This is a genomic window from Halalkalibacter alkaliphilus (assembly GCF_023555415.1).
Classification (GTDB): domain Bacteria; phylum Bacillota; class Bacilli; order Bacillales; family Bacillaceae_D; genus Halalkalibacter; species Halalkalibacter alkaliphilus.
The window spans coordinates 17,761-30,523 of sequence record NZ_JAKRYL010000014.1; the positions used below are offsets into that span (position 1 = coordinate 17,761).

General features: G+C 39.1%; 13 protein-coding genes. All 13 read left to right on the forward strand.

Annotation, left to right across the window (positions count from 1 at the left end):
* Positions 1-207 precede the first annotated feature (207 nt).
* The 13 genes from MF646_RS13905 (at position 208) to kduD (ending at position 12,754) form a co-directional block, all read left to right on the forward strand.
* Positions 208-1,371, forward strand: coding sequence for a D-alanyl-D-alanine carboxypeptidase family protein (locus MF646_RS13905; protein ID WP_250097232.1), 1,164 nt, complete (start codon positions 208-210; stop codon positions 1,369-1,371).
* 163 nt (positions 1,372-1,534) lie between these two features.
* Entirely contained in the window at positions 1,535-1,885 is a 351-nt protein-coding gene (spoIIAA, locus tag MF646_RS13910) for an anti-sigma F factor antagonist (protein WP_250097112.1), read from the forward strand.
* A 3-nt stretch (positions 1,886-1,888) separates the two neighbouring features.
* Complete coding sequence (gene spoIIAB / locus MF646_RS13915; protein ID WP_250097113.1) at positions 1,889-2,329, forward strand: anti-sigma F factor; 441 nt, start codon at positions 1,889-1,891, stop codon at positions 2,327-2,329.
* 12 nt (positions 2,330-2,341) lie between these two features.
* Positions 2,342-3,106 (forward strand): RNA polymerase sporulation sigma factor SigF, encoded by a 765-nt coding sequence (gene sigF, locus MF646_RS13920; protein WP_250097114.1) that lies wholly within the window; start codon positions 2,342-2,344, stop codon positions 3,104-3,106.
* Positions 3,107-3,342: 236 nt separating this feature from the next.
* A complete protein-coding gene (gene asnB / locus MF646_RS13925) occupies positions 3,343-5,241 on the forward strand; it encodes an asparagine synthase (glutamine-hydrolyzing) (RefSeq protein ID WP_250097115.1) in 1,899 nt (632 codons plus the stop codon).
* Positions 5,242-5,464: 223 nt separating this feature from the next.
* Complete coding sequence (gene spoVAC / locus MF646_RS13930) at positions 5,465-5,929, forward strand: stage V sporulation protein AC (protein WP_250097116.1); 465 nt, start codon at positions 5,465-5,467, stop codon at positions 5,927-5,929.
* 15 nt (positions 5,930-5,944) lie between these two features.
* On the forward strand, positions 5,945-6,949 hold the full coding sequence (gene spoVAD / locus MF646_RS13935; RefSeq protein ID WP_250097117.1) for a stage V sporulation protein AD: 1,005 nt from the start codon (positions 5,945-5,947) through the stop codon (positions 6,947-6,949).
* A 2-nt stretch (positions 6,950-6,951) separates the two neighbouring features.
* The gene (spoVAE, locus tag MF646_RS13940; RefSeq protein WP_250097118.1) at positions 6,952-7,305 is read left to right on the forward strand and encodes a stage V sporulation protein AE; all 354 of its coding nucleotides are present in this window, start codon (positions 6,952-6,954) and stop codon (positions 7,303-7,305) included.
* A 7-nt stretch (positions 7,306-7,312) separates the two neighbouring features.
* Positions 7,313-7,888, forward strand: a complete 576-nt coding sequence (spoVAEA, locus tag MF646_RS13945) for a stage V sporulation protein SpoVABEA (RefSeq protein ID WP_275980317.1) — start codon at positions 7,313-7,315, stop codon at positions 7,886-7,888.
* Positions 7,872-9,359 (forward strand): spore germination protein, encoded by a 1,488-nt coding sequence (locus MF646_RS13950; protein ID WP_250097119.1) that lies wholly within the window; start codon positions 7,872-7,874, stop codon positions 9,357-9,359. Before spoVAEA ends, MF646_RS13950 begins: the two co-directional genes overlap by 17 nt.
* A gap of 293 nt (positions 9,360-9,652) precedes the next feature.
* On the forward strand, positions 9,653-10,972 hold the full coding sequence (gene lysA, locus MF646_RS13955; RefSeq protein WP_250097120.1) for a diaminopimelate decarboxylase: 1,320 nt from the start codon (positions 9,653-9,655) through the stop codon (positions 10,970-10,972).
* Between the two features lie 141 nt (positions 10,973-11,113).
* On the forward strand, positions 11,114-11,887 hold the full coding sequence (locus tag MF646_RS13960; RefSeq protein ID WP_250097121.1) for a DeoR/GlpR family DNA-binding transcription regulator: 774 nt from the start codon (positions 11,114-11,116) through the stop codon (positions 11,885-11,887).
* Between the two features lie 108 nt (positions 11,888-11,995).
* Entirely contained in the window at positions 11,996-12,754 is a 759-nt protein-coding gene (gene kduD / locus MF646_RS13965; RefSeq protein WP_250097122.1) for a 2-dehydro-3-deoxy-D-gluconate 5-dehydrogenase KduD, read from the forward strand.
* Positions 12,755-12,763 lie beyond the last annotated feature (9 nt).

Genomic DNA, 12,763 nt, shown 5'->3' on the forward strand with positions numbered 1-12,763 from the left:
TCCCTTTTTTGGAGTTTCTCCAATTCTCTCATACGCTTTAGTAGTTCACTAGCTTTCAGAAAGTGTCAAGAAAACTTCCAGAAGATGTATAAATACAGCGAGATTGGGAAAAATGGGGGGTAGCCAACTTGGGTGGGGTTTCCTCTATTGGAAATGGAAAATTACGCCTGAGGACGACTATGAATATGAGATGGAGGTCGGATGGAGATGAGGAAAGTTCTATCCAGTATTTTAAGCGTATGCCTTGTTTTAAGTTTGATAGTACCTATGGCAAGCGCTGCAGAAAAACAAGCAAAGTTAGCGGAGAATGCCTCTTCAGCAATTGTCATTGAACGTGATACGGGAGAAGTTATTTTTGACAAAAATAGTCACGAGAAGCTTCCTCCTGCAAGTATGACGAAAATAATGACGATGCTCTTAATTATGGAAGCCATTGATAAGGAAGCAATTGCTTATAAAGATATGGTTCGTACAAGTGAATATGCAGCTTCCATGGGAGGTTCTCAAATCTTCTTAGAACCTGGAGAGGAAATGAGTGTTGAAGATATGCTAAAGGCAATTGCCGTCGCCTCTGCAAACGATGCATCCGTTGCAATGGCTGAACACTTAGCTGGAACCGAAGAAGAATTTGTTACGATGATGAATGACAAAGCGAAAGAGTTAGGACTTGAGAATACAAATTTCATTAATACAAATGGTCTTCCGGCAGAAAATCATTATACAACTGCTTATGATTTAGCGATGATTTCCAAAGAACTCCTAAAGTATGATGAGATAACGAAATTCACAGGCATTTATGAAGATTATTTACGAGCTGATTCAGAAGAAGATAAATTTTGGCTTGTTAATACAAATAAATTAGTTAAGTTCTATCCTGGCGTGGATGGATTAAAAACAGGATATACGCGAGAAGCCATGTATTGTTTAACGGCAACCGCTGAGAAAAATGGGATGCGAGTCATTACGGTTATTATGGGTGCACCATCTCCGAAAGAACGAAATGCTCAAATTACCTCGATGCTTGATTATGCATTCAGTCAGTTTCAAGCACATAAGCTTTATGATCGTGAACACGTATTAGCTGATGTTGAAGTAAGCAAAGGGGATAAAGACCAAATCCCTGTCGTTACATCTGAATCCGTTTCAATCCTAACGAAAAGAGGAGTGAAAATAGACGATGTGACAGAACGTCTAGAAATTGAGGCTAATTTACGTGCACCTGTCAAAAAGGGAGACGAAGTTGGAAAGCTCTTCATTGAGAAAGAAGGGGAAATATTAAGTGAAACGCCTTTAGTTGCGGGTGATGATGTTCTTGAAGCCTCTTGGTGGAAATTGTTTAAACGAACGCTAGCGAAATTTGGAGCAGCATAACTTGTTTTGACAACTTTTTACGAATACAGACTAGTTTTGTCACCTTGCAGGAAGCGCAAAGGGAAAAGGCGAAATTCTCTCTAGCAAAGACCTATAGTGAATTGTAAAAGAACATTCACTATGATAACTCATACTTGTGAGCGAACTAGAGGGAGTGATTGAAATGAGTTTACAAATTGATTTAGAACAAAAAGGTAGTGTGTTACTCGTAAGGTTGCAGGGCGAACTTGACCACCATACGGCAGAGGAATTACGAGGTCAAGTGGAACAAGTACTCGCTGATGGCCAGGTAAAGCATATTGTCTTAAACTTAGAGTTATTATCGTTCATGGATAGTTCTGGTTTAGGTGTTATTTTAGGCAGATATAAACAAGTAAAAGCAAACAGTGGGGAAATGGTTGTTTGTGCGATCTCTCCATCTGTGAAACGCTTGTTTGAAATGTCAGGGTTGTTTAAAATTATCCGCTTAGAAGACAGTGAACAATTTGCTTTACAAACTTTGGGGGTGGCTTAAGCGATGCAAAATGTAATGGATTTAAAGTTTTCAGCCCAGAGCCAAAACGAGTCGTTTGCACGTGTGACAGTGGGAGCGTTTATTGCTCAGCTAGATCCTACTATGGATGAGATGACGGAGATTAAGACGGTTGTATCTGAAGCTGTCACAAACGCGATCATTCATGGATATCATAATCAGCCGGACGGAATGGTCTATATTCATTGTACGCTTAACAATGGAACGATAGAACTCACAATTCGTGATGAGGGGATGGGCATTCAAGATATTGAGGAAGCGCGCCAGCCTCTCTTTACAACAAAGCCAGAGCTTGAACGTTCAGGCATGGGCTTTACAATCATGGAAAATTTCATGGATGAACTGCAAGTGGTATCTGAACCGATGATTGGTACAACTGTCTTTGTAAAAAAAACACTTACAAATAGCAAAGCTATGTGTAATTAAGGAGTTTTGCCTATGGATGTCGAGGTAAAACAACAAAAGAAAAAACAGGCACACTTTTCTGATTCTGAAGTAAAGGCGCTCATTGCTAGGAGTCAGGAAGGGGACCAAGATGCTAGGGATTTAATTGTTAATCGAAACACGAGACTTGTTTGGTCTGTTGTTCAACGTTTTATGAATCGGGGCTATGAAGCTGATGATTTGTTTCAAATTGGCTGCATAGGGCTCATCAAATCAGTTGATAAATTTGATTTGTCTTATGACGTGAAATTTTCAACCTACGCTGTCCCTATGATCATTGGAGAAATTCAACGTTTCCTTCGTGATGATGGAACTGTTAAAGTAAGTCGTTCCATTAAGGAGCTAGGAAATAAAATCCGCAAAATGAAGGATGAAATGACGAAATCATTAGGACGAACGCCGACAGTGAACGAAATTGCTGAGGCATTAGAAATTACACCAGAAGAAGTTGTGTTTGCAGGGGAGGCGAGCAGATCCCTCTCTTCCATTCATGAAACTGTTTATGAAAATGATGGAGATCCAATTACGTTGTTAGACCAAATTGCTGATCAAACGGAGACAAAATGGTTTGATAAGATTGCATTAAAAGAGGCCATCCGTGATCTTGATGAGAGGGAGCGGCTGATCGTTTACCTTCGTTATTACAAAGATCAAACACAATCAGAAGTGGCAACAAGGTTAGGAATATCCCAAGTTCAAGTATCAAGGCTTGAGAAGAAAATTCTTGAGCAAATGAAGCTTGAAATGGGAGATGTGTAGATAGAAAGAGTACCTATTTTAAAAGGGCACAAAAAGGCAAAAACCTTTTCTGTGCCTTTTTTCGTATTGCTTGTTGCAGTGATGATGTATATAGCCTGTATGTATGTCAAAGTGAGAATATATTTATACATATATGAATCCTTACTCCGATAACCTACGTCTAATGAATGAATACGAGTTGTAGTTACTACTCATACTACGAAAAGTACATTTAGAAGAAAAGTAGGTGCAAGTTTATGTGTGGCTTTGTAGCCTGTATTTTTGATGAACCTCAAAAAAGTGATTATAAACTTAAAGAAATGAACAAAATGATTCCTCATCGCGGTCCGGACCAGGAAGGGTATATGAATGGAGACCATGTTCAATTAGGATTCAGCCGCTTAAGTATTATTGATTTAGAAGGTGGCTATCAGCCTCTTTCCTATATGAATGGGCGATATTGGATTGTTTTTAATGGAGAGATTTATAATTATGTTGAATTAAGAAAAGATCTTTTGGCTAAAGGCAAGCATTTTGAGACGGATTCGGATACAGAAGTGATTCTTGCTCTATATAGTAAAGTAGGGGAACAGGTTGTACAGTATTTACGAGGAATGTTTGCTTTTGTTATATGGGATAGTCATGAAAAGAAGGCGTTTGCTGCGCGTGATCATTTTGGAATCAAACCTTTCTTCTATAAAGAAAGTAAAGACCGTTTCATCTGTGCTTCTGAAAAGAAAAGCTTAGAAATTGACGAGAACTCAGAAGTTAGTTCACAGGCTCTTCATCATTATTTGTCCTTTCAGTATGTACCTGAACCTTACTCCCTTACTAAAGATATTTTTAAACTAGAACCTGGACATTATCTTGTTAAGAAAATAGGGCAGAAAGCAATTATAAAATCATATTTTAAACCGATGTTTAGCCCCGTTAATAAAACGGAGGAAGATTGGGTATCGCAAATTAGAGAGACGATGTATGAGTCTGTCGAAAAACATATGCGTAGTGATGTACCAGTTGGCTCATTCCTTTCAGGAGGAATTGATTCCACCATCATCGCTTCCATTGCTAAAGATATTAAACCGGATCTAGAAACATATTCGGTTGGGTTCAGCCAAGATGGCTATAGTGAATTAGATGTGGCAAAAGAAAGTGCAGAAAAGCTTAATATTAAAAATTACAGCAAAGTGATTTCAGCACAAGAGTATTGGCAGGAATTACCTAAGATCATGTGGCACATGGATGATCCGTTAGCTGATCCGGCTTGTGTTCCACTTTACTTTGTTGCCAAGGAAGCAAGTAAAAGGGTGAAAGTCGTCCTTTCTGGTGAAGGAGCAGACGAGCTTTTCGGTGGGTATAATATTTACCGAGAACCGCATAGTCTAGCTTGTTTTCAATATGTTCCAACAGTACTAAAGAAAAAGCTGCGGAAACTAGCAGCAGTTTTGCCAGAAGGTATGAAAGGCAAGAGTTTTCTTGAACGAGGGACAACCCCACTAGAAGAACGATACATTGGCAATGCAAAGATGTTCACAGAATTAGAAAAGGAAAAGCTTCTTCTTGCATACAATCGCATGTTTTCAAATGAATTAATAACGAAAAATATATATGAACATTCCATTCATCAGCATTCTGTAAATCGCATGCAGCATTTAGATCTTTGTACTTGGTTACGTGGAGACATATTAGTAAAAGCTGATAAAATGACAATGGCTCATTCACTCGAATTACGTGTACCATTTTTGGATAAAGAGGTGTTTGAGCTAGCCTCTCACATTCCAGCTGAATGGAAAACGACAAATGGAACAACAAAATATATTTTACGTAAAGCTTTTGAGGGAATTGTACCCGACCATGTATTCATGCGTAAAAAGTTAGGTTTTCCTGTACCTCTCCGCCATTGGTTAAAAAACGAATTGTATGACTATGCTAAGAAGTTAATTTCTGAAAGTGAGACAGATGCTTACTTAGATAAAACGTATGTTCATCATCTCCTTGAAGAACATTGCTTAGATAAAGCGGATCGCAGTCGGAAAATCTGGACTGTCTTATCCTTTATGATTTGGCATCAAGTCTATATAGAACAGAAATATGATTACACAAGTTGGTTAAAAGAGCGAAATAGGGAAGATGAAATAGTGAAGATCAGCATTTAAATGAATGTATGGGGGTGTCTAAAAGGTCAAAAACAAACCTTTTGAGACATCCCCTTTTTATACCATTTCTTAAAAAAGGGCCCATTGCTAGAATGATATGTCGATACAATAGTCATACTAACGTTACAGCAATCAGCTATCTTATTTATACCTTACTAAGATTACTGATTTTTTTTTCGTGTGGTAAGTAAGGTATGGTTGTAATTAGGAGGCGGGATAGGAAATGGCAGTCGACGAGCAACAAAAGAAATTGTATCAAAAAAATATAAAGCTTTATCAACCAAAGAGTCATGTTCTAAGAAATGGCTTAAAAGCTTTTTTAATAGGTGGCTTAATTTGTACGATTGGACAAGGAATTAGCCGAATATATATGACTTTTTTGCCTATTACACAAGAAGAAGCAATGAGTCCGACTTTAGCAACGCTGATTTTATTAGCCGCTTTAGCAACAGGGTTCGGAATTTACGACAAGCTTGGTCAGTTTGCTGGGGCGGGTTCGTTGGTTCCTGTTACTGGATTTTCGAATGCAATGACGAGTGCTGCTCTAGAGCATAAAAGTGAAGGATTAGTGTTTGGGATTGGTGCGAACATGTTCAAATTAACTGGAGCCGTAATTGCATTTGGTGTGCTTTCTGCTTATTTAGTAGGGCTGACTAGGATGCTTGTTGAAATGTTGATTAATTCGTAAAGGACGTGTTTTTAGGTGGAGAGACGAGGGAAGCAAACATGGCATTTTGATCAACCTGTATACATACAGGGGTCTGGAACTGCAGTTGGCCCAGAAGAGTTAAAAGGTCCCCTCGGAAGCTGTTTTGACGTAAGCTACGATAATTTGTATGCAGGGCAAGAAAATTGGGAGCTAGCTGAGCGTCAGCTAATGCAAGATGCAGTAGAGGCTGCATTAAAGGAGTCAGAAAAGAAAAGCGAGGAAATGGATTATTTTTTTGCTGGTGATCTACTCAATCAAATTGTTACATCTAATTATTATGCTAGGGAAGTAGATATTCCCTATTTTGGTTTGTTTGCTGCTTGTGCAACGGTGATGGAAGGAGTAGCACTAGCGGCACTTTTTGTAGATACAGGTACAGCAAATTTAACGTTAACTGCAGTAAGCAGTCATAATGCAACTGCTGAGCGTCAATTTCGTTATCCTACTGAATTTGCAGGGCAACGTCCTGATTCATCTACCTTTACTGTAACGGGAGCAGGTGCTGTCGTCATTGGTAAAAAGCCTTCTTTGATAAAAGTGACAGATGCAACAATTGGGAAGGTGAGAGATTATGGAATTAAACAGCCTTTTGATATGGGCTCAGCAATGGCGCCAGCTGCAGCGGATACTTTAATTACGCATTTAAAAGAGACGGGACGTGATCCATCTTATTATGATGTGATCGTAACAGGTGATCTCTCACGTGTAGGAAGTGGAATATTGCGCAAGCTAGTACAAGATAAGGGATTAACACTTGATCGGTATGAAGATTGCGGTGTGATGATTTATCACCAAGAGCAGCCTGTTTTTTCAGGAGGTAGTGGAGCCGCTTGTCCTGCTGTTGTCACATTTGGACATCTCTTTAAAGAAATGAAAGAAGGCAGGATTAAGCGAATGCTTGTTGTTGCAACAGGAGCGCTTTTAAGTCCTTTAATGATCCAACAAAAAGAATCAATTCCAAGTATCGCTCATGCAGTTGCATTTGAACGGGAGGAGTAGGCATGTTTGAGTATCTTGCAGCCTTTGTCGTAGGAGGGTTTATTTGTTTTCTTGGACAGATGCTGATGGATATTGGCAAGTTGTCCCCGACTCATACATTAAGCACGCTAGTAGTAGCGGGAGCTTTGCTTGATGGATTTCATTTATATGATCGATTGATTGACTTTGCTGGAGCTGGTGCAACGGTTCCTATTACTAGCTTTGGACATGCTCTTGTTCATGGAGCGATGTCAGAAGGGGATCGCTATGGATTTTTTGGAATTGGGATGGGTGTTTTTGAGGTTACATCAGTCGGAATTTCCTCAACGATTTTGTTCAGTTTTTTAGTAGCAATCTTCTTTAAACCAAAGGGGTGATCAAATAATGGAGAGACGAAAAGTGATACTGATTACAGATGGAGATGAACACGCCAAGCAAGCTGTTGAATTTGTAGCTAAAGAAATAGGCGGGAGATGTATAAGTTACTCATATGGGAATCCTACCCCTATTAGCGGGGAAGAGATCGTCTCTCTCATTATGAAAACTCCTTATGATCCTGTTCTTGTTATGTTTGATGATTGTGGCCAGAGAGATGAGGGAGTCGGAGAAAAGGCGATGCACTTTGTAGCAACTCATCCACAAATAGAAGTACTCGGAGCCATTGCCGTAGCTTCTTCAACCCACTCTAGTGAGTGGACTCATGTAGATGTCAGTATAGATAGGTATGGTCATTTAACAGAATTTGGAGTAGATAAGGAAGGAATACCAGATTTAGAAATAGGAAGAATAAATGGCGATACGGTTTATATTTTGGATGAATTAGATATTCCTGTTGTGGTTGGTGTAGGGGACATTGGGAAGATGGCCGGATTTGATTCGTTAAAAAAAGGAGCCCCTATTACAAAGCAAGCAGTGGAAATCATTTTGGAACGGAGCGGATATCATGAGTCAAGCACATGAGAAGAAAGAGACCCCGATATCACGAAACATAGTTGAAAATGAAGCGGAATTGAAAAAAAGACTTGGTTTTGGTACGTCATTTGATGTTGGGGTGCGGACATTAACCATTCTTGATAAGCATATTCAAATGTATTTTGTTAATGGATTGTGTGACATTCAGTTCATTATTGAGCAGCTTAGGGAATTGATGCTGTTAGAGTCCCGAGAGAGAGTAAGTGAATCAACGAATGTTCTACAAGCAATTATTAATCATTTACCGCATGTACAAGTGGAATTCGTTGATAACTTAGAAGATGCAACGACTCAAATGCTTTCCGGTCTTGTATTTATTTTAGTGGAAGGTGAAGACCGGGCAATTGTCATTGATGTTAGAAGTTACCCAACACGTGGACCAGAAGAACCTGATACAGAGCGAGTTGTACGTGGGTCTCGTGACGGATATACGGAGAACATTATTATTAATACAGCTCTTACTCGTCGCCGTATTCGAGACGATCGACTAAGAAATGAAATTATGCGAGTCAGTCAACGATCACAAACGGATATATGTATTTCCTATATTGATGGGGTAGCGGATCCGAAAATGGTTGAAATTCTAAAAAAAGAGTTAAAAGCAATTAACATTGATGGTTTGACAATGTCAGATAAAGTAGTTGAAGAATATATTGTGAAACAAGGATTTAATCCATTTCCTCTCGTTAGATATACAGAGCGACCTGATGTTGCGGCGAATCATTTACTTGAGGGGCATGTACTTATCATGGTCGATACGTCACCAAGTGTAATTATTACACCAACAACATTCTTTCACCATGTTCAACATGCTGAAGAGTATCGCCAAGCACCATTTATAGGGACAGCACTACGATGGACACGGTTTATTGGGATTATGTTTTCGTTACTTATTTTACCATTTTGGCTGTTGCTTACGATGAATCCTGATCTATTGCCACCAGCTTTAGATTTTATCGGTCCAAATGAAACGACCAACATTCCTGTATTTTTGCAAATACTATTTGCAGAACTTGGAATTGAACTACTGAGGATGGCAGCCATTCATACACCTTCTCCATTAGCTACAGCTCTTGGTTTAGTGGCAGCTCTTTTAATTGGTGAAATCGCGATTGAGGTTGGCTATTTCACACCAGAAGTTATTTTGTATGTAGCGATAGGTGCCATTGGTATGTTTGCAACACCAAGTTATGAATTAGGGGTTGCCTTACGTGCTATTCGAGTGTTCCTGCTTGTTGCCGTTGCCGCCTTTAAAGCACCTGGCTTTATAATTGGGATGACCATATTTGTTCTATTCTTAGCATCAATTAAAACATTTGCAAAACCATATTTGTGGCCATTCCTGCCATTTGACCCAGTCTCTGCTTGGCACATACTTGTTCGCTCATCAGTACCATCGATGAGGTTTCGACCTACTTTTCTTCACCCACAAGACCCAATCAAGCAAAAATCAGAATAATATACACAGACCCCGCTTTAGTAAGATAAAGCGGGGTCTGACCCCTACCTAAGGGGGGTATATAGATAGTCTTGATCAAAACTCGTTATTATGATAAAGTATATACATTCATTTTAAATTTTTATGACTTTTAAGTAATATATATCACTGCAACTGTAGTGGAGAATGATTGTCATGTAAGCAGCTAGTGTAGTAGCATTAGCTGTTTTTTTATAGGACTAAGGGTTGGTGGGGAAGCTGCCATTTTCAGCGTGAGTCAACTCTGTTGAAATAGATAAAAGGAGAGACCATGGATGTATACACACGGAACGAGTCAAATTAGTGAACAAGGCCATTTAGTAATAGGCGGTGTTAATACAGTTGAACTTGCAAAGCAATATGGAACACCATTATTCGTTTATGATGTTGCACTTATTCGTGAACGCGCTTTGCAATTTCAAGAAGCATTTAAAAAGGAAAATGTCCCATACCAAGTAGCTTATGCGAGTAAAGCATTCAGCTGTATGGCGATGTTCCAGCTTGCTGATGAGTTGGGATTAAGCTTGGATGTCGTTTCTGGAGGAGAACTATTTACAGCGATTGAAGCTGGTTTTCCAATGGAGCGTGTACATTTTCACGGCAATAACAAAAGTTTAGAAGAGCTCGAAATGGCTGTTGAAGCTCAAATTGGTTGTGTCGTAGTTGATAATTTTTATGAACTAGCTGAATTAAGTCGTATCAGTAAAGAAAAGAACTACAAAATGAATATATTACTTCGAATCACACCAGGGGTCGAAGCTCATACGCATGATTACATTTCAACAGGACAAGAAGATTCAAAGTTTGGCTTTGATCTCGTAAGTGGTCAAGTGCATGAAGCTGTTCAAACTGCGTTTGAAGATGAGTGGTTGAACCTGTTGGGTGTGCACAGTCATATCGGTTCTCAAATTTTTGAAACAACGGGCTTTGTCATGGCCGTTGAGAAAATGTTTGAACTAGTAGTTGAGTGGAAAGAGCGCTTTGGCTTTATCCCAACCGTTTTAAATTTAGGCGGTGGCTTTGGAATTCGTTATATTGAAGGAGATACTCCGCTTCCAGCCGGTGAATATGTGACAAAGATGATTGAAGTTGTTAAGCAAAAAGCTACAGAAGCTGACCTTACGATGCCAGAAATTTGGATTGAACCAGGTCGTTCACTTGTTGGGGATGCGGGGACGACGCTCTATTCGATTGGTTCTAAAAAACATATTCCAAATGTTCGGGATTACCTTGCCGTTGATGGTGGAATGAGTGATAACCTTCGTCCAGCATTGTATCAGGCAGAGTATGAAGGAGTTCTAGCTAATCGAGCAAATGAAGAAGCGACTGAAACATTTTCCATTGCAGGTAAATGTTGTGAAAGTGGCGACATGTTAATTTGGGATTTACCTTTGCCAAAAGCAAACCATGAAGATATTTTAGCTGTATTTTGTACAGGCGCTTATGGTTATGCAATGGCTAATAATTACAACCGAATTCCTCGTCCTGCTGTTGTGTTTGTTGAGGACGGAGAGGCGTTTGAAGTGATTAGACGTGAGCGTTATGAAGATTTAATTCGTTTAGATTTACCACTTGTAAAAAAAGTAGCAAAATAGCTGACTTTATTTAAGGAGACTGCCAACTTTACAGGTTGACAGTCTTCTTTTTGTACATTCTTTTTTACAGAATTACATGTTTACAATTGTTCGTTTTTGTTCGATAATTAAAAGAGACATGATGGACAAAGGAGGTAAGATATGCTTTCAGTAGAACGTTACGAAAAAATACTTGATGAACTAGATAAGAACAAAGCAGTTAAGGTCTCAGAACTAAGCAGCTTTTTAGGTGTTACGGAAAAAACAATAAGACTAGATTTAGAAGCGCTTGAAAAAAAGGGGCTGCTTAGAAGAATCCATGGCGGAGCTGTATTGTTAGAGGAAAAAGAAGATAGAATCTTTCCGATTGCTGAAAGGCAGTCAACGAATAATGAACGTAAAATGGCAATCGCCTATGAGGCGATTAATGGGATAAAAAATAATGATACGATATTACTTGATGGGGGAAGCACAACCTTACAAATGGCTAAGTTATTAGGTGATTTTCCTATAAGTGTAATCACAAATGATATTAAAATTGCTCATGAATTGATAGGAAAAGAAAAAGTTCAGCTAATGGTGTTAGGTGGTTCACGTATTGGAACCTCATCTTCTTTATATGGGGGGCAAGCCACCGACTTATTAAACCGAATACGAGTAAACCAATTATTCTTTGGGGCAACGGGCGTCTCCATCGAACACGGACTTACTGTACTTAACAGCTTCCATGTCGAATGGAAGAGAAAGATAATTGAATGCGCTGACCGTGTTACTCTTCTTGCAGATTCAACTAAGTTTGAAAAAGTAGGTTTGATGCAATTTGCTACAATAGCTGATGTGGATTCTATTATTACGGATGATAAATTAGATAACGAAATACAATCGAAACTACAAAGTAAGGGGATTGCTATAATCATTAGCAAAATGAAAAGTTAATTTTTTTCAAAAGATATATTGCCACTAACTCCAACTGGTGCTATACTCGAACTGTAACGAACATAAACGAACATTTATAATGTAAATGAACGTAAAAGGAGGTCAGCAATGACAAAAGATCTTTACTCATTACATGGCAAAGTGGCACTAGTCACAGGTGCAAGCCGAGGGCTAGGTCAAGGAATGGCTGTCGGACTTGCTGAAGCAGGAGCGGACGTAATTGGTGCTGGAATAAGTGATATGAGTGAAACTAGAAGACAAATCGAAAAGCTAGGTAGGAAATTTTATGAATTGAAAGCTGATTTGTCTGAGCCAGATGCAGCTAAACAATTAGTATTAAATGCTGTTATAGAAGCTGGCAAGATTGATATTCTAGTAAATAATGCTGGGATCATTCGCCGTTCTGATGCTGAGAAGTTCTCAGATGAAGATTGGAATGCTGTCATAAATGTTAACTTAAATTCTGTTTTTCAGCTTTGTAGAGAAGTAGGCAATCATATGCTTGAAAATGGATCTGGAAAGATTATTAATATCGCATCAATGCTATCATTTCAAGGAGGTTTACGAGTCCCAGCTTACACAGCTAGTAAGCATGCGGTAGCCGGACTAACCAAATCACTAGCAAATGAGTGGGTAAGCAGGGGAGTAAATGTAAACGCTATCGCTCCGGGGTATATGGAAACAGACAATACAGAGGCATTGCGTGCAAATGAAGAAAGGAATGCTTTTATTACTTCACGAATACCAAAAGGAGAGTGGGGGAAGCCGGAAGACTTGAAAGGACCAGTTGTGTTCTTAGCGTCTGAAGCATCGAGTTATGTAAATGGACATGTATTATGTGTTGATGGTGGATGGATGAGTTCTTAATTTAGAAAG

Bases quoted from the DNA above. Each gene is read 5' to 3' on its own strand.
- spoVAE (WP_250097118.1), top strand. From the start codon at position 6,952: ATGTTTGAGTATCTTGCAGCCTTTGTCGTAGGAGGGTTTATTTGTTTT.
- spoIIAB (WP_250097113.1), top strand. From the start codon at position 1,889: ATGCAAAATGTAATGGATTTAAAGTTTTCAGCCCAGAGCCAAAACGAG.
- spoVAEA (WP_275980317.1), top strand. From the start codon at position 7,313: ATGGAGAGACGAAAAGTGATACTGATTACAGATGGAGATGAACACGCC.
- asnB (WP_250097115.1), top strand. From the start codon at position 3,343: ATGTGTGGCTTTGTAGCCTGTATTTTTGATGAACCTCAAAAAAGTGAT.
- sigF (WP_250097114.1), top strand. From the start codon at position 2,342: ATGGATGTCGAGGTAAAACAACAAAAGAAAAAACAGGCACACTTTTCT.
- MF646_RS13960 (WP_250097121.1), top strand. From the start codon at position 11,114: ATGCTTTCAGTAGAACGTTACGAAAAAATACTTGATGAACTAGATAAG.
- spoIIAA (WP_250097112.1), top strand. From the start codon at position 1,535: ATGAGTTTACAAATTGATTTAGAACAAAAAGGTAGTGTGTTACTCGTA.
- MF646_RS13950 (WP_250097119.1), top strand. From the start codon at position 7,872: ATGAGTCAAGCACATGAGAAGAAAGAGACCCCGATATCACGAAACATA.
- lysA (WP_250097120.1), top strand. From the start codon at position 9,653: ATGTATACACACGGAACGAGTCAAATTAGTGAACAAGGCCATTTAGTA.
- kduD (WP_250097122.1), top strand. From the start codon at position 11,996: ATGACAAAAGATCTTTACTCATTACATGGCAAAGTGGCACTAGTCACA.
- MF646_RS13905 (WP_250097232.1), top strand. From the start codon at position 208: ATGAGGAAAGTTCTATCCAGTATTTTAAGCGTATGCCTTGTTTTAAGT.
- spoVAC (WP_250097116.1), top strand. From the start codon at position 5,465: ATGGCAGTCGACGAGCAACAAAAGAAATTGTATCAAAAAAATATAAAG.